A 20030-nucleotide genomic window follows, 5' to 3' on the forward strand; every position below is an offset into this window, starting at 1 on the left:
TGCATTCTTGTGACGCTTACTCAGCGGTGGCTTCGGCTGGTGCCTCTGCTGGTGCTTCTTCAGCAACAACGTCTTCGACCAGTTCTTCCATCTCGCCCATGTCGATACCAGCGGCACCCATCTGTGCTGTCATACCGTCAAGTGCGGCGCGTGCAGCCAAGTCAGTGTACAGCGCAATGGCGCGTGCGGCGTCGTCGTTGCCGGGGATGACATAGTCAACGCCTGCAGGTGAACAGTTGGTATCGACAATCGCCACAACCGGGATGCCCAGCTTGTTGGCTTCTGCGATGGCCAGGTCTTCTTTGTTGCAGTCGATGACGAACAGCAGATCAGGCACACCGCCCATTTCGCGGATGCCGCCCAAAGATGCTTGCAGTTTGCCTTGCTCACGTTCCATGCCCAGACGCTCTTTCTTGGTCAGACCAGCAAAACCGTTTGCGGAGGCTTCGTCGATCGCCTTCAAACGGTTGATGGACTGCGAAACTGTTTGCCAGTTTGTCAGCGTGCCACCCAACCAGCGGTGGTTCATGTAGAACTGCGCGGATTTCTCTGCGGCTTCCATGATCGGCTTGGCTGCCTGACGCTTGGTGCCGACGAACAGCACGCGGCCGCCTTTAGCGACTGTGTCACGCACAACCTGCAGCGCCTGATCCAACATTGGAACAGTCTGTGTCAGATCCATGATGTGGATGCCGTTGCGCGAGCCGTAAATGTATTGATCCATCTTTGGGTTCCAGCGCGCTGTCTGGTGGCCAAAGTGTACGCCTGCTTCAAGCAGCTGACGCATGGAGAACTCGGGTAGAGCCATGTCGTTTTCCTTTTCCGGTTTCAAGCCTCAGCGGGGGATCAGCGTCTTGCCAACCGGTGGATCCTTTGGGATGTCTCCCCATTGGACCCGCCCCCGCCTGCGGGATTTAGTAGCCGCCTCTTAGCGGGGGTTGATGCGTCGCGCAAGCCTAGGAGGTTTCTTTTTATCATTGTCTGGCTTTGCCATTGTATAAACCGCTACTATTCCGTGACGTTAACTATGTAACGATCAGTACACCTGTGTTGGTAATGAGGAACTTGGTTATGCATTCACGGTTTTTTCTGGGAACCGCGCTTGGATTGTCAATGATGGCCGTACAGGCATTTGGACAAGACGCACAAACCTACATTGTGACGACAAATGCGGACAGTGGCGCAGGTAGCTTGCGCGCCGCATTGGACGCAGCAAGCGCAGCAAACACGTCTGCCCGTATCTTGGTGGCTGTCGAAGGTGATATCGCGATTGCATCAAGCCTGACATACAGTGGCACGCAACCGCTTGATATCGCGGGCAATAGCAACCTGATCCACACAGACCTAAACGTCACGTTGCTGTCTGTGCCCAATGGTGCCGATCTTGTTGTGACCAACCTCGCGTTTCGTGGTCCCGGTGGGTTTAGCGTTGAAAACCGGGGCGATCTTGATGGCCCCGCCGGTAAGGGGATCGCCATCGCCGTGCCGACCGACAGGACCGGCGATGTCACCTTGGCTTTGACCAATGTGAGGGTGTCCGACGTTGCAGGGCACGGAGTTCACTTGTCTGACTGTTCTATTGCCGATGATTGCGGCAATGGGTCAGCCGCTGGGTTGGATATCACGCTCACCAATGTTGTGATCGAAAATGTAGGGCATGGCCGTTTTGATGCAGATGGGTTTCGTGCGGATGAGCGTGGCGCGGGCAGCATCATGTTTCGCGCAACAGGGTCTGATTTCAAAAGCGCTGGCGCGGATGGTGTCGAACTTGACGAAGGTGATCATGGCGACGTTAGCGCATTGATCAGCAATGCCAGCTTTATCGACAACGGGAACTATTGCGATCCAGCTGTCTTTGGCAGGTTCTTGCCTGCGAAGGTCGAAGATGAGTTTAAGAATGATGAAATGGCTCAGGATGCCATTCCCGGTCCTGTTACCAATGCCCCTGACAACCGGTGCATCGAGCGCGAAGTCGTTCTTTATCGCAGTGGGTTCGTCGCAGAATACGCCTTTGGGATTGATCTGGATGATGGTATTGATCTGGATGAAGCGGGTGCAGGGTCTATCGTGACATCTATGTTGAATGTCATAATTTCAGGCAATCGTGACGAAGGCGTCGACTGGGATGAAGACGGCCCCGGTGATATCAACGCAACCTTTGTCAAAACCGAAGCTTTCGACAATATCGACGATGGCTATAAGATGTCCGAAGCTGGCACAGGCAGTATCTTTGGTATGGTTGATATGGCAAGCGCGGTTACAAATGGCGGAAAAGGTTTTGTTTTTGAAGAAGAAAACAGTGGCAACGTCGTGGTCACTGTCACGCGAACCCGCACCTCTCAGAACGATGACGGTGATGATACCGGCCTAGAGGTTGTTCAGGACGACAGTGGCACTGGTCTTCTGACTGTCACGGATTCCCAGATTGCGGACGGCATTGATGCGGCAGGTGTCATCGTCAATTAGATGCGCGGCATATGACCTTAGGGTCAGGACCCTAAAGGAATGATCGTTCTATAAACCAATAAAGGCCCACCACCGCGATTGCGCATGAAGATGGGACCGCCACAAGGCGGCGGTACGCATCTTGTTGATCACGAAACTGGATTGCGGCGATGGACAGGACAAACACGCCAGCCAAGGGGCCCGCAAACAGCCAAACGGGGTTTTCCAAGGCCGCCACAAGAGCCGCTGGATTAAGCGCGATCAGGGCAAGTGCGGCAATAAGCAGAACGCTGTAAAGGGCAAACCCCTGCCCCACTTCGTTCGCGCCACGGTCGATACGCAAGACCTGCCAGACGCATAGGAACATAACCGCGATAACGGCCAACTGCCCCACCTCAACGCCCACGTTAAAGCCGATGAGTGCGGCCACAAAGGTTTCGTCCGGCAGGCCAAACTCGGCCAGTACTGACGCAAAACCCAACCCGTGTAACAGGCCGAAGATGAAAATCACGAAAGGCCGCCAGGGGCTGATCCCTTTCATAAAGATGTTTTCAATCGCGACATAGGCGATGGACAAGGCGATCAGCGGTTCCACGATGTCGATGAAGGCGATCCCAAATGTGCCTTGGGTGAAGTCGTCCATGAATGCGGTGTAGCCCAAAGCCGCCAGCGCCAAGGTGATCGTATGTGCGACCGTGAAAAGCGAAACCTGCAAGATCAGCGGACGCAACCGCGCCGCCAGAAAGAACAAGCCCAGCACAAACAGGATGTGATCCAGCCCTTTAGGCACAATGTGGTCAAAACCGACAGGGATATAGTCCACAAAGGTTTCCCATCCGGTCGCCTGACCACCGCCCGCCAGCGGGATCGGATCGGATAGCGCACCCGCCTCAAGGTAGCCATCGTAGGGTGCCGGCACATCCATCTGCCGCAAGACAAGAACACCGAATTCTGATGCCCACCCCATCTGAACGGTCTCTGCACCAGAGGGAAGCGGTGCCGAGAATGCCAAAACAGAAGCGCGCACAACCTCGACATCGCCGACAGGATCAACATCAATGCGGGTCAGCGTTGGCACCAAGGGAGCCCCATCGGCCGTCAGTGTAATGCCTTGCGCCATCTGGGGCCAGAACGCCTCAAACCGGGCGGCAAGCACGTCAGGCGCCAGCGCCCGCAATTCATCATAGGTGGCTGCCTGCGCGCTTTCATTGGTGTCGGACGTCTCGGTCAGGTCAATGCCTGCAATGAAGCTTTCAACGTTAGCGCGAATTTCAAACGTCACCTGTCCGTCAACCACGCGCATGTCGCCAATCGACGGGATCACCTCATGCGCTTGCGCCGGTGACAGTGTCGTGAACCAAACCAGCAGTGCGCTTGACAACATCCGCAGAAAAGCCACCCTTGTGGCAGTCAAAAAGGAAATCCCCATGCGCATTTTCGCCCTCGTTTTCAGTTTGTTTGCTGCACCGGTTGCGGCGCATGAATTCTGGATTGAGCCACTTGAATATCAGGTTCCAGCGGAAACTACCTTGGAGGCCAACATTGTCAATGGGCAGGAATTTGCGGGCGCGAAACTGGCTTATCTGCCGCAGCGCTTTGTGAACTTTGTGCTGTTTGCAGGGGATGCATCCGCGCGGGTTGAAGGCCGCCCCGGTGATACACCTGCCTTGCAGCAAAACCCCGTTGCCGAAGGGCTGAACATTGCCGCCTATCAGGCGAACAATGCGACCGTCGATTATGAGAATTGGGAGAAATTCCAGAATTTTATTGATCACAAGGATTTTGGTGACGTCCTCAGCCTGCATGAAGGCCGCGGCCTGTCGGTGAACGGTTTCAAAGAGGTGTATTCTCGCCACGCCAAGACACTTTTTGGTGTCGGCAACAGCGCCGGTGCTGACCGCCGCGTCGGGTTGGAGACCGAGATTGTGGCTTTAACAAACCCCTACACAGATGATGTATCAGGCGGTTTCAGCGTGCAGGTCTATTACCGCAATGATGTGCGCGCAGATACACAGGTAGAGGTGTTTGAAAAGGCACCCAATGGCCTGGTTGCCATCTCATTGCACCGCACAAACAGCGACGGCATCGCCACCTTTCCTGTCCGGCCCGGTTACCGTTACATGGCCGACGCCGTTGTCCTGCGCGAACCTAGTGCGGCTTTGGCTGAACGCACCGGAGCGGTGTGGGAAACGCTTTGGGCCAATCTGACCTTCGCGGTGCCCGAGTAACTCTTGCTCTCGCGCCGCTGCTCGGTCAGAACGCGGGTATGACAAAGACCCCTGATATCCTGTGCATTGGTTCCGTCCTGTGGGACGTGATCGGGCGTGCGGCCAGCCATATGCGGGTCGGATCGGATGTGCCGGGACGGATCACCCGCCTGCCGGGCGGTGTTGCCATGAACATCGCGATGACGCTGCGCCGCTTTGGCATGACCCCTGCTCTGCTGACCACCATCGGCCGTGACGCCGAAGGTGACGAACTGATTGGTGAAGCGATGCGGATGGGTATGATCTGTGATTATGTCTATCGGTCCGATGATTTGCCCACCGATGTCTATATGGCTATCGAAGGTGCCAACGGGCTGGTGGCCGCGATTGCCGATGCCCATTCGCTTGAGGCCGCAGGAGAGAAGATTTTGCGTGCGCTTGCCAATGGGACTTTGGGGTCAGAGGCTGCCCCCTTTGCAGGACCTGTCGCGTTGGACGGCAATCTGACCGAAGAGTTGTTACAGACCATCGCGACCTCGCCGCTTTTTGCCGCCGCTGATTTGCGGGTGGCCCCCGCCTCTCCCGGTAAGGCAGAGCGGCTGTTGGTACTGTTGGGCCATCCATCTGCGACCCTTTATGTGAACCTCGAAGAGGCAGGCCTGTTGTGTCAGACGACGTTTCACGACTCAGCTTCTGCCACCGCCGCATTGATCGCGCGCGGTGCATACCGCGTGCTTGTCACAGATGGCGGGAAATCTGCGTCTGAAGGCACCGCAGGCGACATCATCACACAAACCCCGCCTGCCGTCATGGTGACACGCGTCACCGGGGCCGGTGATACCTTCATGGCCGCCCATATCGCATCAGAGGCACAAGGCATGGACCGCGACGCGGCATTGGCCCGCGCCCTGAACGCCGCTGCAACCTATGTGTCCGGAGAAACCCCTTTATGATCCCCATCACCTATAGCGCCGACGTCAGTGCGGCGCGCGCCGCAGGCGAGGCCGTCGTCGCCCTGGAAAGCACGATCATTACGCATGGGATGCCTTTCCCGCAAAACGTTGAAACCGCAAGGTTGGTTGAAACGGATGTACGTGATGCAGGGGCTGTTCCGGCGACCATTGCCGTGCTGGATGGTGCATTGCATGTGGGGCTAGAGGGCGATGAACTCGACGCTTTGGGTCAGGCGCAAAACGTGGCAAAGCTTTCGCGCGCTGATATTGCCGCCTGCATCGCGACCGGCGGAACCGGTGCCACCACTGTTGCAGCCACAATGATCGCGGCGCATTTGGCCGGCATCAATGTCTTCGCCACCGGCGGGATTGGTGGTGTGCATCGCGGAGCGCAAGACAGCTTTGATATTTCTGCCGATTTGCAGGAACTGGCACAAACGCCAGTCACGGTCGTGGGGGCCGGAGCGAAAGCCATTCTGGATCTGCCAAAGACCTTTGAGGTGCTTGAAACGCTGGGCGTGCCGGTGATTGCCTATGGGCAGGACGCTTTACCGGCGTTTTGGTCTGCGACATCGGATATGGTGGCCCCGCTCCGGATGGATACGCCCGAAGATATCGCGAAAGCTCAGCAGACCCGCACCGCGATGGGATTGAAGGGCGGGCAGCTGGTCGCAAACCCAATCCCTCATGCGGCGGAAATTCCGGCGGATGTGCTCGCGCCCATTATTACCCAAGCGTTGACTGAAGCCGACGCGCAGGGCGTCAGCGCCAAGGCGGTTACCCCGTTTCTGCTGGGGCGCATTTTTGAACTGACCGATGGGCGCTCTTTGACGGCAAACATAGCCCTTGTGCGCAACAATGCGCGCCTGGCTGCCCAAATAGCCATCGCGATGGTGAAATAGGGGCACAACGGACCCAAGGCTGCTTGCTGTCGTGCAAACCAGCACATAGATGTGCATTAACGTGATTTTGAGAAGATTGTGATGCTTGATCCACAGGCCGACGACACAAAACGGCGCAGCAAGCCCGGTATCATCGCGCGGATGCGTGGTAATTTTCTGGCAGGTCTGATTATCGTCGCCCCTATCGGGCTGACGATTTGGCTGATCTGGACGGTTGTAGGTTGGGTCGATAGCTGGGTCTGGCCGTTTATTCCTGACGCCTATCAACCAGCAGCATTGCTGAATGGCCTTTTGGGGCGCGAGGCGGACAACCTGATCGAAGTGAACGTGCGCGGCGTCGGCGTCGTGATATTCCTTGTCTTCACGATGCTCGTTGGTTGGATTGGTAAGGGCCTGATTGGGCGGTCTTTTCTGGGTATTGGTGAACGGCTGGTCGACCGGACACCGGTCGTGCGCTCGATCTATAACGCCGCCAAGCAAATCGCCGAGACGGTGTTTTCTCAGCGTGAGACGTCATTTGATAAGGCATGCCTTGTGGAATATCCGCGCAAGGGGATTTGGGCGATTGCCTTTATCTCGATCAATGCCAAAGGCGAGATTGACGCCAAGCTGAGCGATGGCGAACCCTTTGTGACCGTCTTTCTGCCGACAACCCCAAACCCGACATCGGGTTTCTTGTTGTTCCTGCCACAACGCGACGTGAAACCCTTGGATATGACGGTTGAGGATGCAGCCAAACTCGTGATTTCTGCCGGTCTTGTTTATCCCAACGGCAAAGACGCCGTTGAGGTCGAAAACCCGACTGCATAATCCATGCTTATTCCTGCACTGACTGGTTTTTCGACCTCTGCTGCGTTTATTTTGGCGATCGGTCCCCAAAACACATTCATCTTGCGGCAAGGGCTGGCGCGATCGCATGTCTTTTGGCTGTGCTTATTCTGTGCGGTCTCAGACGCTATTCTGATTACGGCCGGTGTCGCAGGCTTTGGCGTGATCGTCGGGCTTTTCCCGTCGCTGCCCGTGATCATGACATGGGGCGGTGCGGCGTTCTTGTTTGTGTATGGTGTGATGCGGTTCTACGCGGCATGGATCAACAAATATGAAGTAGAAATCGCGGGAAAATCAGTTGGGCTATGGGCGGCCATTATGACATGCGCGGCGTTCACTTGGCTTAACCCGCATGTGTATCTTGATACGCTTGTGTTGCTTGGGGCGATTTCGACAGAATTCCCCGAACCGTCGCAAAAGATAGCCTTCGCACTTGGTGCGATCCTGCCATCATTCCTGTTTTTTTTCAGCCTCGGCTATGGCGCGCGCTTGTTGGCCCCCGTCATGCAATCTGCGCAAGCATGGCGCGTCTTGGACGTGTTGATCGGGGTTCTGATGTGGGGCTTGGCCGCCAAGTTACTTAGTTAAACATCTCGGTCAGATTGACCGAGCTACGTTTGCCAAGGTCCTTCTTATGATCCTTCAGGAACGTGTCCGCCGCTGCCTCGCCTGCTTCTTTCAGCCGGGCCAGGATAACTGGTGTCGGGATCGTCTTGGTCGCGACATTCAGATCATTCATCAAAGCGTCATCCGCGATCATATGGACAAGCACGTTTTTCATCGTGCCGGGCTTGATGGATCCATCGGCCAACAGGCGTTTAACAAAATCAATGGCGCGTAGCTCGCGCAACAGCGAGCTGTTAAAGCTGATTTCATTCACCCGGTTCTCAATAGACTGGGTGTCAATGGGCAGCTCTTCACGGTACAATGGATTGATATTCACAATAAGAAGATCGTCCGGCAAGTCATTGGCAAACAATGGATAAAGTGCGGGATTGCCTGTATATCCGCCATCCCAAAACGCCTCTACATTGCCAGTTTTCGGGTCTTCAAACTCCACCGCTTGAAACAGGCTGGGCAAACAGGCCGAGGCCATGATGACCTCTGGCATGATCTCATCACCGGTAAAGACCCGGATTTTGCCAGATCGCACGTTCGTGGCACAGATATGCAGTTCCGGCCCGTCGGTCGCGCAAACTGCGTCATAGTGGAACTTGGCAACGATTTTGGCCAATGGGTTTTGCATCGCTGGGCCATAGACATAGGGCGAAAACATACGCGTGGTCATGTCAAAGGCGGTGTATGCAGGCGAGTACTTCAGCGCCTTGGCCCACAGTTCAGCCGTTGGTGAGGCTGCTCCGATCCATGGTGCGAACATCGGATCTGTCACAGCCCCAACTTCTTTCCATAACCATTCAAGGTTCGCAATCGCCCCTTCGCGGCCGTTTGCCACCCACCCGGATTTGAGCGCGGCAGCGTTCAGTGCACCAGCAGAGGTGCCAGAGATCGCCGCAATCTCGATATCGTCCTCATGCAGCAAGCGGCAAAGCGCACCCCAGGTAAATGCGCCATGCGCCCCACCCCCCTGCAATGCGAGGTTGATTTTTTTCATAGCGCGGTCCAGCCGCCATCGACGCTGATGGTTGTGCCGGTGATCTGTGCTGCGGCATCAGACGCCAAAAACGCAACCGTTCCGCCAAGTTGCTCTACGGTCGCGAATTCCTTTGACGGCTGACGTTCCAGCATGACGTTCTTGATGACGTCTTCACGGGACATATTGTATTCTTTCATCGTGTCGGGGATCTGCGCCTCGACCAGTGGGGTCAGCACATACCCGGGGCAGACGGCATTGCAGGTGATCGGCTCTTGGGCTGTTTCCAGACCGATGGTTTTTGTTAGACCAACGATGCCATGTTTTGCCGCGACATAGGCGGATTTGTAAGGTGACGCGGTCAGCCCGTGAGCGGATGCGATATTGATGATGCGGCCGTAGCCTTTTTCACGCATTCCGGTAATGGCTGCAGCGGTTGTATGAAAAGCAGAGCTAAGGTTGATCGCGATAATCGCGTCCCATTTGCTCGCAGGAAATTCCTGCACCGGGGCGACGTGCTGGATGCCTGCGTTGTTTACCAAGATATCACATCCACCGGCGGCCACGATCAGGCGACGACAGTCGTCACCTTTGGACATATCGGCAGACACATATTTGGCCTCAACTCCTGTCACATCGGCGATTTCAGCGGCAAGCGCGTGATCCTCTTCGGTGTCGGTGAACGAATTCAGCACCACATTTGCCCCAGCTTTCGCCAGTTCGCGGGCAACCCCTAGGCCAATCCCTGAGTTTGATCCGGTGATGACGGCTGTTTTTCCTGCGAGTGACATATCTTTGCTCCGATTCTCTGCGTTGCGACTCACCTTATATGCTGCAACTGCGAATGCCAGACGACGGGCACAATCGCCCATAAAAAAACGCCCGCACAAGGCGGGCGTAAAGTTATTGAGGCAGGTTTCATACAGGCAAGAAACCTATCGAGCAGTGCCATACTTATAAGCAATCCCTCGCGCGCCTCCAAGCTAAAAGTTTGAAAAGGTTGATAACCCTGATTACGATCCCCGCATAACAAAGAACGAAGCAGCAGGAGGCACCTGAAAATGACTGGTCTATTCGGCAAAATAACGCGTATCGCGTCCACCGCCCTGATATTGGGGGTTGCCGGACAGATTGCTGCGGCTGAACCCCAACATGGCATAGCTATGTATGGTGAACCTGCCTTACCACCTGATTTTGTGTCCCTCCCCTATGCGAACCCTGATGCGCCCAAGGGCGGTCAGATCGTGACGGCAGAGGTCGGTAGCTTTGACAGCCTCAACCCGTTCATCCGCAAAGGATCGGTTCCGTGGCAGCTAAGATTTTTCCTTGGCGAAAGCTTTATGGGCCGTTCATTGGACGAACCGTTCTCGCTTTACGGTGTTCTGGCCGAATCGGTCGAGACAGGCCCAAACCGTGAATGGGTGGAATTCACCTTGCGTGAAGGTGCTGCATTCTCTGATGGCAGCCCCGTCACCATCGAGGACGTGATGTGGTCGTACGAGACTTTGGGCACCGTTGGCCATCCGCGGTACCTTGGGTACTGGTCAAAGGTCGAAAGCCTTGAACAAGTCGGCGACCGCACCGTGCGCTTCACCTTCAATGTCGAAGACCGCGAGCTTGCCTTGCTTGCCGGCCTCCGCCCGATCCTCAAAAAGGCCCAGTGGGACGGTGTGGACTTCGCTGAAAGCACGACAGAAATCGTGCCGATCACCTCGGCCCCCTACATCATCGACGATTTTGAGCCGGGCCGCTTTGTATCGCTGCGCCGCAATCCTGACTATTGGGGCGCAGACGTGCCGTTCCGGGTTGGGACGGCGAACCTTGATGAAGTGAGGCTGGAGTTTTTCGGCGACGAAACCGCCGCCTTTGAGGCGTTCAAAATCGGTGAGGTGAATGCAACGCGTGAATTCAACGTCGTGCGCTGGGATACCCGCTATGATTTTCCTGCCGTGCAAAGCGGTGATATCGTGAAAGAGGAAATCGCCCATCAGCGCCCTTCCGGCATGACCGGTTTTGCGATGAATACGCGCCGCGATCATTTGGCCGATTGGCGCGTGCGCGATGCGCTGATCCATGCTTTCAACTTTGAATTCATCAACGAAACGATGACTGGATCGGCCCAACCACGCATCACCTCTTATTGGTCAAATTCCCCCTTGGGCATGGACAATGGTCCCGCAACCGGTCGTGTGGCCGAATTCCTGGCCCCTTTCGCGGATGATCTGATCCCAGGCACCATTGAAGGCTACGCCCTGCCCGTCAGCGACGGATCAGAACGCAACCGCGCGGGTAGCGCTGCCGCCTTCGAGATGTTCGAGGCTGCGGGCTGGACCATTCAGGATGGTGCAATGCGTGACGCTGATGGCAATGATTTCGCGCTTGAGATTCTGCTTGATCAAGGCGCCACCGAGATGCAGTCGATCATTGATCTTTATACGGAATCCCTTGCGCGCATCGGCATCACCGCCGTCATGACAGTCGCCGACAGCGCACAGTTTAAGGAACGTACAGACGCCTTTGATTTCGACATGGTTTATTATCGGCGCGGACTGTCCCTGTCGCCGGGCAATGAGCAGTATAATTACTACGGCTCTGAGAACGCCAATGAGGTTGGGGGCCGCAATCTGATGGGTGTGCAGTCAGCAGCTGCGGACGCGATGATCGGCCGGTTGCTGACGTCGGAAAGCCAGGATGACTTTGTCGCCGCTGTCAAAGCACTGGACCGCGTACTAACCGCTGGCCGCTATGTCATTCCGATTTACCAGTGGAATATCAGCAGAATTGCGCAAGCCAAGGAACTCAAGCACCCAGAGTATATCCCGATCTTTGGTGACTGGCCGGGTTGGCAACCGGATGTCTGGTGGTACGAAGAGTAATCCCGTCAGGCTTCGCTTTGTCATAGACCCGTTACACAACGGGTCTAGGCGTGCCCGAACCACCAAAGGCCCAAGACCATGACACAATCCCAAAAACTACTTGCCGAAGGCTTGGGCACGGCTTTTCTTTTAGTCGGCGTTGTTGGATCAGGGATCATGGGGGCCGCATTGGCTGATGGGAACGTGGCGATTGCGCTGCTTGCGAACGCTATCGCCACGGGCTGCATTCTTTATGTGATCATTATGACGCTGGGCCCCGTTTCAGGGGCGCATTTCAACCCTGCGGTCACACTGGCTTTCTTACTACGCGGGGAAATCAACGTTGCAGATGCCATTCCCTACGTCATCGTGCAGATCATCGGTGGCATCCTTGGGGTTTGGGCTGCGCATGTGATGTTTGACCTCAGCATCTTGCAAGCTTCTACCACGGATCGCGCAGGGGTGGCGCAATGGTTCTCCGAGGTGCTGGCAACCTTTGGTTTGCTCTTTGTGATTTTTGGTGGCCTTAAAAGCCGCCCGGATGCGGTGCCGACTTTGGTGGCACTCTACATCACCGGTGCCTATTGGTTCACATCATCCACCAGTTTTGCCAATCCGGCGGTGACCATCGCACGCGGGTTCAGTGATACCTTTGCCGGTATTAACCCGGCCCATATCCCGATGTTCATTGGAATGCAGATTGTCGGGGTCGGTGTGGCCGCGCTGGTGCTGCCGCGGCTCTTTTCCAAGGACTAGCTAAGAGATGTCACCCAGAGGATGGTGGCATCCTCAGCACTGATCGACACCACGTTATGCCCCATCGCGGCATCATAATAGGCGCTGTCGCCGCGTTTGAGTTCAACCGGTTCGTAGAATTCCGTATACAGCCGGATTTGACCGGTCAGTACATAAAGAAATTCCTCACCGTCATGGCGCACCCAGCCGTCAAAATCTTCAATGTTGCGGGCGCGAACGCGGGTGCGGTAGGGCAGCATCTTCTTGGTTGTCAGCGTTTCGGCCAAGAGCGCATGTTCATAGGTCGTTGTGACCTTCGCGGCCTCTTCGCCGTTGCGGGTGACGGCCATGCGCCCATTCACCTGGCCTTTGGAAGGCGGCGTGAAAAGCTGCGGAACAGAAATCTCCAGCCCGACCGCAAGCTTTTTGAGCGCATCATAGGTTGGCGACATCTGCCCGTTTTCGATCTTGGACAAGGTAGACCGCGCAAGGCCCGCCTGTTGTGCCGCCTGTTCCAGCGTCCATTCGCGTGCTTTGCGCAACTCGCGCACGCGTGCACCAAGGTCAAGCGGTTGCGCGACGCTGCTTTCGCCACTTTCGCGGGCAATGCGGATCAGGTTATCGGGGTTGGTTTCAGCCATGTCCCGTTCATAGTCAGCCGCCTGCGATCTTGCAACCGGACCGGTGCGGCGCTAGCGATGGACCATGTTGTCACTTGTACAATCAGACGCGTTTCCCCCTGCCCCTGATGATTTCAATATGGCGGCGTATTTGTTGACTCATGCGGATGGGTTGAGTGACAAAACGGCGCTTCATATTATGGAAGCCGGGGGCGGCAGTGACAGCTTCGATTATCGGTTTCTGAAACGCGCTGTTCTTGGCACTGCCACCGGTTTGCTTTCTTTGGTGAAACCGGGTGAGCGGGTTGTCTTGCAGCTTGGGAATACGCCAGAGTTTCCGATCGCTTTTCTGGGGGCTATCGCGGCTGGAATCATCCCTGTTTCATTATCGAATATGCTGTCTGAACGCGAATACTTAGACGTCGTAAACACAATCCAACCTGCGTTGGAAATCCGGGCAGCTGGGGCACCGCAAACGCCCCGCAGTACACTACCTTTGGCAGCTTTGCGCGGGTTCTGGACATTGCCTCAGGCCGATTTCGCCTACGGTGACCCGAACCGCCCCGCCTATATCATCTACACCTCTGGCACGAGCGGGCGACCCACCCCTGTGGTCCACGCGCATCGTGCGATCTGGGCGCGCCGGATGATGTGGGATGGCTGGTACGGTTTGCGGGAAAATGACCGGCTGATGCATGCAGGCGCGTTCAACTGGACCTATACGTTGGGGACCGGATTGCTGGACCCATGGGCCATCGGCGCGACCGCCTTGATCCCTGATCAAGATGTCACTGCGGACCAATTGCCCGCCCTGATGGAGCGGTTCAAAGCGACGCTTTTCGCCGCCGCACCGGGGGTGTATCGCAGGCTGTTGCGCGCAGATATGCCGCCCTTGCCACACCTGCGCCATGGCCTTTCAGCGGGCGAGAAGATGTCACCGCACGATCACGCGACGTGGGAGCAAAAGACGGGTACGGTGGTCTATGAGGCTTTCGGCATGTCTGAATGTTCGACCTTTATTTCCGGATCGCCCCAGATGCCCACTCCCAAACACGCTGCGGGATTTGTCCAACCGGGTCGCAAGGTTGCACTTCTCGGACCGGACGGTCCCGTTTTGCGTGGCGAAATCGGTAACATCGCGATCCACAAGGATGATCCCGGTCTTATGCTTGGCTATCTTGATCAATCAAAAGAAACCGCTGCACGCTATCAAGGCGATTGGTTCATTACGGGTGATCTGGCCAAAATGGACGACGTAGGGGCCATCACCTACGCTGGTCGCGCCGACGACATGATGAACGCAGGCGGCTACCGCGTCAGCCCCATTGAAGTCGAAGAAGCGCTGACCGCATACCCTGCCCTGACCGAAGCCGCAACCTGCGCTGTGCAAATCCGCACGGATGTTTGGGTGATTGCGGGGTTTTACGTGGCCACAGACGTGATAGACGAAGAGGACCTACGCAATTTCTTGGCGAAGCGGCTGGCACCCTACAAAATGCCGCGCCTTTTCATCGCCTGCGACACGCTTCCACGCGGGGCCAACAACAAACTTTTGCGCCGCCAATTGCGCAACGAATGGGAGACCGCACATGGTCAAGCTTGATATCATCTCTGACCCGATCTGCCCGTGGTGCTATATCGGCAAAGCCAATCTGGACAAGGCGTTAGAACAGTTCCCCGATCACCCCTTTACGATCGAATGGCACCCATTTCAGCTGAACCCGGATATGCCCGCCGAGGGGATGGACCGCCGCGCCTATCTTGAGGGTAAGTTTGGCGGCAAGGCGGGTGCTGTAAAAGCCTATGCCCCTGTCGTTGAAAGTGCCGAGAAGTCGGGCGCGCATATCAACTTTGATGCGATCAAGAAGACACCAAACACTATTGATGCACACCGCCTGATCCATTGGGCCGGGATCGAGCAGCGCCAGTCTTTCGTCGTTGATCTGCTGTTCAAAGCCTATTTCATGGATGGGCGCGATATTGGCGACCACGAAGTGCTGGCCGATATCGCTGATACGGCCGAAATGGACGCTGCGATGGTCACCAAGCTGCTCGCCTCTGATTCAGACACTGACGACATTCGCGCCCGCGACAAGCATAGCCGCGAAATGGGTGTGAATTCGGTCCCGACATTCATTGTCGCAGGACAACATGCAGTACCCGGCGCACAACCACCTGAGATGTGGGTTGGCGTGATCAAGGACATCATGGAACAGATCGCAGCGGCGGAATGACAACCAAACCGCTGGGCCAAGGCGAATTTATTGCGCTGATGGCGATGGTGGCCGCAACGGTGGCCTTTTCAATTGACGCGATGCTGCCTGCCCTGCCCCAGATGGGGCAGGCTCTGACGCCCGGTGATCTGAACCGTGCGCAGTTGATTATCACCAGCTTTGTGTTGGGCATGGGGGTTGGCACGCTCTTTACCGGGCCGCTGTCAGATGCCTATGGGCGCAAGTCGGTGATGATTGGCGGTGCGGTCGTTTATGTCATCGCTTGTGTGGTTGCATGGCAGGCCCAAACACTTGAGGTCATGCTGGCGGCACGGCTGGTGCAGGGTCTTGGGGCGGCAGGCCCGCGCGTGGTGTCCATGGCGCTGATCCGCGACCTTTATGCAGGGCCGGAAATGGCGCGTATCCTGTCATTTGTAATGATTGTCTTTGCGTTGGTTCCGGCACTCGCCCCGACGATCGGCTACTATATCGTCGCGGCATTCGGTTGGCCTGCGATCTTTGTCGCTTTCATGATCTTCACGGTACTGACAACAGTTTGGCTTTTGATACGCCAGCCGGAAACACTGACAGAGGAAAATCGCCGTCCGCTCAGCGTCGCCGCCTTGTGGCGTGCCACGGTCGAGATGTTTTCGCATCCGACGGCGCGCCTGTCGATCCTGATCCAGACGCTCACCTTCGGCATGCTTTTCAGTATTCTGTCAGCCACCCAACAGGTGTTTGATGTGACTTATGGTCAAGGTGATGTCTTTCACCTTTGGTTTGGCGGTATCGCGATTGTGGCGGCATCATCAGGGTTTCTGAATGCGCGGCTGGTCGTGCGTTTGGGGATGCGGGCGATCATCAAGGCGATGTACACAGCGCAGATCGCCATCACCCTTTTGCTGATTATTATCCTGGCCGCGGGAAGCCCATGGGGCCTTGGCTTTCCGGCATATGTCCTTTGGGTGACGGCGAATTTCTTTCAGGCCGGTCTGACCATCGGTAACCTGAACGCACTGGGGATGGAGGAAATGGGCCATATCGCGGGCCTTGCCGCGTCGGTCATCGCAGCGGTGGCGACGATTGGCGCGGTAATTCTCGCGGTCCCTATAGCGTTGCAATTTGACGGCACGCCGATGCCAATGGCGATTGGCACGCTGATGATGGCGTCGGTGGCCTTGTGGTTGACGACAATGATCAAGCGCCCCGGCGAGGCCTAGCTCGTCTTTGCCTTCTTTTCTTCCGCCAGCTTTTGCGCCAAATCGCGGGCGATGTTGAACGCACCTTGGATCTTGTCGCGTTCCTTTGCCCAATCGCGGCGCACGACGATCTTGTTATCCTTGACCTTGGCAAGTCCCTTTTGCGCCTCGATAAAGTCGACCAACCCTTTGGGCGAGGCGAATTTATCGTTGTGGAATTGGATCGTGGCCCCTTTGGGCCCGGCGTCAAGCTTGGCAATGCCTGCGCGTTTGCACATCGCCTTGATCCTTACAACAAGCATCAGGGTGTTCACTTCGCGTGGCAGCTTGCCAAAGCGGTCGATCAGTTCGGCAGCAAAACCTTCAAGCTCTACCTTCGTCGTCAGTTCAGACAAGCGGCGGTAGAGGCCCAAACGCACATCCAGATCAGGCACGTAATCATCGGGGATCAGAACCGGCACGCCCAGATTGATCTGCGGCGCCCAATGCCCGTCATCAATAATGCCTTCGGCCTGACCCGACCGGATGGCGGCGATCTGATCTTCCAGCATTTGCTGGTACAACTCGTAGCCAACCTCGCGCATTTGCCCCGATTGTTCCTCGCCCAGCAGGTTGCCCGCGCCGCGAATATCAAGGTCCTGGCTGGCCAGCGTAAAGCCCGCCCCCAGTGTATCAATTGATCCCAACACGCGCAGGCGTTTCTGCGCAGTATCGGTCAGTTTCTGGCGTGGCTTCGTCGTCAGATAGGCATAGGCGCGGGTCTTGGACCGGCCCACCCTGCCCCTGATCTGATAAAGCTGGCTGAGCCCGAACATATCCGCGCGCCAGACGACCATTGTATTGGCTGTCGGAATATCCAGCCCGCTTTCTACAATTGTTGTCGCCAGCAGCACGTCATATTTGCCGTCATAAAAGGCGTTCATCCGGTCATCAAGTTCACCCGCTGCCATTTGCCCGGTCGCGGAAATGAACGTTACCTCCGGCACTTCGCGTTTGAGAAAATCTTCCATCTCGGCCATGTCGGAAATGCGTGGAACGACCAAGAATGACTGGCCACCGCGATAATGTTCGCGCAACAGTGCCTCGCGCACAGTAATGGTGTCGAATTCGCTGACATAGGTGCGGATCGCAAGACGGTCGATCGGAGGCGTGCCGATGATCGACAGGTCACGGACGCCGGACAGCGACAGTTGCAACGTGCGTGGGATCGGCGTCGCCGTCAGCGTCAGCACATGGACATCAGTGCGTAATTGCTTCAGCCGTTCTTTGTGCTGAACACCAAATTTCTGTTCTTCATCAATAACTAACAGGCCAAGGTTCTTAAAACGCACGCCTTTCGCCAGCAGCGCATGTGTGCCAACGACGATATCAACGGTGCCTTTGGTGATCCCGTCACGCGTCAGGTTGGCGTCTTTCGTAGATACAAATCGTGACAGTGGCCGCACATTGACCGGGAAGCCGCGAAAGCGCTCGGCGAAGCTTTGATAGTGTTGCCGCGCCAAAAGCGTCGTTGGCGCGATGATGGCCACCTGAACCCCGCTAAGCGCCGCAACAAACGCCGCCCGGATTGCCACTTCGGTCTTGCCAAAGCCCACGTCGCCACAGATCAGACGATCCATGGGTTTGCCGGACCCCAGATCGGTCAGAACATCCTCAATCGCAGTAAGTTGGTCATCGGTTTCAACGTAAGGAAAGCGCGCCAGAAACTGATCCCAAAGCCCATCTGGTGGGTCCAAGGCAGGTGCCGTGCGCAATTCGCGCTCTGCGGCGACCCGGATCAGGCGTTCCGCAATCTGGCGGATGCGTTCCTTAAGTTTGGCTTTCTTCGCCTGCCATGCGCCGCCGCCCAGCTTATCCAAAAGCCCGGTTTCATGCCCGTATTTGGACAGCAGTTCGATATTCTCAACAGGCAGGTAAAGCTTTGAATCTTCTGCATATTCCAGCAGGAGGCATTCATGCGCAGCGCCCAAGGCAGTCACCACTTCCATGCCAGTGTAGCGCCCTACACCATGATCAACGTGCACCACAAGATCACCTGGGCTAAGGCTGTTGGCCTCGCTGAGAAAGTTTTCGGCGCGCCGTTTGCGCTTGGTCTGCCGGATCAGACGGTCACCCAGCACGTCCTGTTCTGAAATCACCGTCAGGCCGGGGGCTTCAAACCCGTGGTCCAGCGCCCAAACGGCAAGATGCACGCCACGTTTTCCGATCCGGCTGAAATCCTTGATCGCGACTGTCTCAGTGATCCCCTCGTCCGCAATCAGCCCTTCAAGCCGTTCTCTTGCCCCTTCAGAGTATGAGGCAATCACGACCGGACCATCGGCCATTTTTGCCGTCACATGGTCCGCCAGAGCACTGAAAAGGCTGATGTGTTCTTGCTGACGCTCGGGTGAGAAATTGCGTCCGATACGTCCACCTGCATCAATGACGTTGACACCAGTGGCCTGTTTGAGTGGCGAGAGCTGTATCACGCGGCGGTCCGCAACCGCCGCTTCCCATGCGGCATCATCAAGATAAAGCAGCTGTGCCGGGGCCGGTTTGTAGACACTGTCCATACGCCCCTTTTGAGAGAGAGCATGCATCCGGGTGCCATATTGGTCTGCGATGCTGTCCCAGCGTGCGACACGCATCGGGGTCATCTGATCATCCAAAGTGACCGTTGCATTGGGCAAGTAATCAAAAAGCGTTTCCAGATCGTCCTGAAAGAAGCCCAACCAATGCTCGACGCCAGCATGTTTGCGACCAGCGGAGACGGCCTCATACAGCGGATCGTCCGTGCCGGCGGCCCCGAATTCAAGCCGGTAATTCTGGCGGAAACGTGTGATTGCGGCATCATCCAGTATCACCTCTGACACAGGCGCCAGTTCCACTTCGGTCAGCTTCTCTGTGGTGCGCTGCGTCGCCGGATCAAAGCGCCGCGCGCCATCAAGTACATCGCCAAAAAGATCCAGCCGAACGGGACCAGATTGCCCCGGCGGGTAGATGTCAATGATACCGCCACGGATCGCATAATCGCCCGGCTCCATCACTGTTGGGCTTTGCGTAAAGCCCATGCGCACCAGAAAATGACGCAGCGCCTCTTCATCCATGCGGTTGCCGACAGCGGCCTTGAACGCAGCTTCGCGCAAAAGACTGCGGGCTGGCACGCGCTGTGTTACCGCAGACAGGGATGTCAACAGAATGAACTGTTCTGGCATGCCATGCACAAGACCAGCCAGCGTAGCCATGCGCGCCGCAGAGATATCTGTGTTGGGCGAAACGCGATCATAAGGCAGACAATCCCACGCCGGAAACACAAAGACAGGCGTCTGCGGTGCAAAGAACGTCAAAGCCGCCTGCATTGCCGCCAGACGTTTGTCATCGCGGGCGACATGTATGACGGGCGCGCCTTTGCCAAGCTCGGCCAGAATGAGTTGGGCGTCATAGCCTTCGGGCGCGCCGCTGACTGTCAGGTGTTTGGGATCAGACATGCCGGTGACCTACCC

At 56.5% G+C, this 20030-nt stretch carries 17 protein-coding genes; 11 read left to right on the plus strand and 6 right to left on the minus strand.

What is annotated here, in order from left to right:
- Window positions 1-16: 16 nt before the first annotated feature.
- Complete coding sequence (gene rpsB, locus MWU60_RS02855; protein WP_247225533.1) at window positions 17-808, minus strand: 30S ribosomal protein S2; 792 nt, start codon at window positions 806-808, stop codon at window positions 17-19.
- Between the two features lie 263 nt (window positions 809-1071).
- Here rpsB and MWU60_RS02860 point away from each other — a divergent pair, with 263 nt between their 5' ends.
- A complete protein-coding gene (locus MWU60_RS02860) occupies window positions 1072-2466 on the plus strand; it encodes a hypothetical protein (protein WP_247225534.1) in 1395 nt (464 codons plus the stop codon).
- A 31-nt stretch (window positions 2467-2497) separates the two neighbouring features.
- Here MWU60_RS02860 and MWU60_RS02865 read toward each other — a convergent pair whose 3' ends face one another.
- Entirely contained in the window at window positions 2498-3829 is a 1332-nt protein-coding gene (locus MWU60_RS02865) for a HupE/UreJ family protein (RefSeq protein WP_247225535.1), read from the minus strand.
- Between the two features lie 43 nt (window positions 3830-3872).
- Between MWU60_RS02865 and MWU60_RS02870 the strand changes: the two genes are divergently transcribed.
- From MWU60_RS02870 to MWU60_RS02890, 5 genes are all read left to right on the plus strand, one after another.
- The gene (locus MWU60_RS02870) at window positions 3873-4673 is read left to right on the plus strand and encodes a DUF4198 domain-containing protein (protein WP_247225536.1); all 801 of its coding nucleotides are present in this window, start codon (window positions 3873-3875) and stop codon (window positions 4671-4673) included.
- Between the two features lie 38 nt (window positions 4674-4711).
- Window positions 4712-5605, plus strand: a complete 894-nt coding sequence (locus tag MWU60_RS02875; protein ID WP_247225537.1) for a PfkB family carbohydrate kinase — start codon at window positions 4712-4714, stop codon at window positions 5603-5605.
- On the plus strand, window positions 5602-6507 hold the full coding sequence (locus MWU60_RS02880; protein ID WP_247225538.1) for a pseudouridine-5'-phosphate glycosidase: 906 nt from the start codon (window positions 5602-5604) through the stop codon (window positions 6505-6507). The genes MWU60_RS02875 and MWU60_RS02880 overlap by 4 nt, the downstream gene beginning before the upstream one ends.
- 81 nt (window positions 6508-6588) lie before the next feature.
- A complete protein-coding gene (locus MWU60_RS02885; protein WP_247225539.1) occupies window positions 6589-7317 on the plus strand; it encodes a DUF502 domain-containing protein in 729 nt (242 codons plus the stop codon).
- Window positions 7318-7320: 3 nt separating this feature from the next.
- Window positions 7321-7923 carry a LysE/ArgO family amino acid transporter gene (locus tag MWU60_RS02890; protein ID WP_247225540.1) on the plus strand — a complete coding sequence of 201 codons (603 nt, stop codon included), beginning with the start codon at window positions 7321-7323 and terminating at the stop codon, window positions 7921-7923.
- Here the strand turns inward: MWU60_RS02890 and MWU60_RS02895 are convergent.
- Together MWU60_RS02895 and MWU60_RS02900 are read right to left on the minus strand one after the other, a co-directional pair.
- Complete coding sequence (locus MWU60_RS02895; protein WP_247225541.1) at window positions 7916-8947, minus strand: patatin-like phospholipase family protein; 1032 nt, start codon at window positions 8945-8947, stop codon at window positions 7916-7918. The two genes, MWU60_RS02890 and MWU60_RS02895, sit on opposite strands and share 8 nt — an antisense overlap.
- Complete coding sequence (locus tag MWU60_RS02900; protein ID WP_247225542.1) at window positions 8944-9717, minus strand: 3-hydroxybutyrate dehydrogenase; 774 nt, start codon at window positions 9715-9717, stop codon at window positions 8944-8946. The genes MWU60_RS02895 and MWU60_RS02900 overlap by 4 nt, the downstream gene beginning before the upstream one ends.
- Window positions 9718-9987: 270 nt before the next feature.
- On the opposite strand from MWU60_RS02900, the gene MWU60_RS02905 reads away from it, so the two are divergent.
- Together MWU60_RS02905 and MWU60_RS02910 are read left to right on the plus strand one after the other, a co-directional pair.
- Complete coding sequence (locus MWU60_RS02905) at window positions 9988-11802, plus strand: extracellular solute-binding protein (protein WP_247225543.1); 1815 nt, start codon at window positions 9988-9990, stop codon at window positions 11800-11802.
- A 78-nt stretch (window positions 11803-11880) separates the two neighbouring features.
- Window positions 11881-12537, plus strand: a complete 657-nt coding sequence (locus MWU60_RS02910; protein ID WP_247225544.1) for an MIP/aquaporin family protein — start codon at window positions 11881-11883, stop codon at window positions 12535-12537.
- Here MWU60_RS02910 and MWU60_RS02915 read toward each other — a convergent pair.
- On the minus strand, window positions 12534-13157 hold the full coding sequence (locus MWU60_RS02915; protein ID WP_247225545.1) for an XRE family transcriptional regulator: 624 nt from the start codon (window positions 13155-13157) through the stop codon (window positions 12534-12536). The genes MWU60_RS02910 and MWU60_RS02915 overlap by 4 nt on opposite strands.
- A 64-nt stretch (window positions 13158-13221) precedes the next feature.
- Here MWU60_RS02915 and MWU60_RS02920 point away from each other — a divergent pair, with 64 nt between their 5' ends.
- From MWU60_RS02920 to MWU60_RS02930, 3 genes are read left to right on the plus strand one after another with little or no spacing between them, the layout of a single operon-like run.
- On the plus strand, window positions 13222-14739 hold the full coding sequence (locus MWU60_RS02920; protein WP_247225546.1) for a class I adenylate-forming enzyme family protein: 1518 nt from the start codon (window positions 13222-13224) through the stop codon (window positions 14737-14739).
- Window positions 14726-15370, plus strand: a complete 645-nt coding sequence (locus MWU60_RS02925) for a DsbA family oxidoreductase (RefSeq protein WP_247225547.1) — start codon at window positions 14726-14728, stop codon at window positions 15368-15370. Before MWU60_RS02920 ends, MWU60_RS02925 begins: the two co-directional genes overlap by 14 nt.
- Window positions 15367-16569 carry a multidrug effflux MFS transporter gene (locus MWU60_RS02930; protein ID WP_247225548.1) on the plus strand — a complete coding sequence of 401 codons (1203 nt, stop codon included), beginning with the start codon at window positions 15367-15369 and terminating at the stop codon, window positions 16567-16569. Before MWU60_RS02925 ends, MWU60_RS02930 begins: the two co-directional genes overlap by 4 nt.
- Here MWU60_RS02930 and mfd read toward each other — a convergent pair.
- Complete coding sequence (gene mfd, locus MWU60_RS02935; RefSeq protein WP_247225549.1) at window positions 16566-20015, minus strand: transcription-repair coupling factor; 3450 nt, start codon at window positions 20013-20015, stop codon at window positions 16566-16568. The two genes, MWU60_RS02930 and mfd, sit on opposite strands and share 4 nt — an antisense overlap.
- Between the last annotated feature and the right edge of the window lie 15 nt (window positions 20016-20030).

It is taken from the genome of Yoonia sp. F2084L (genome assembly GCF_023015625.1).
In the GTDB taxonomy this organism is placed as follows: Bacteria; Pseudomonadota; Alphaproteobacteria; order Rhodobacterales; family Rhodobacteraceae; genus Yoonia.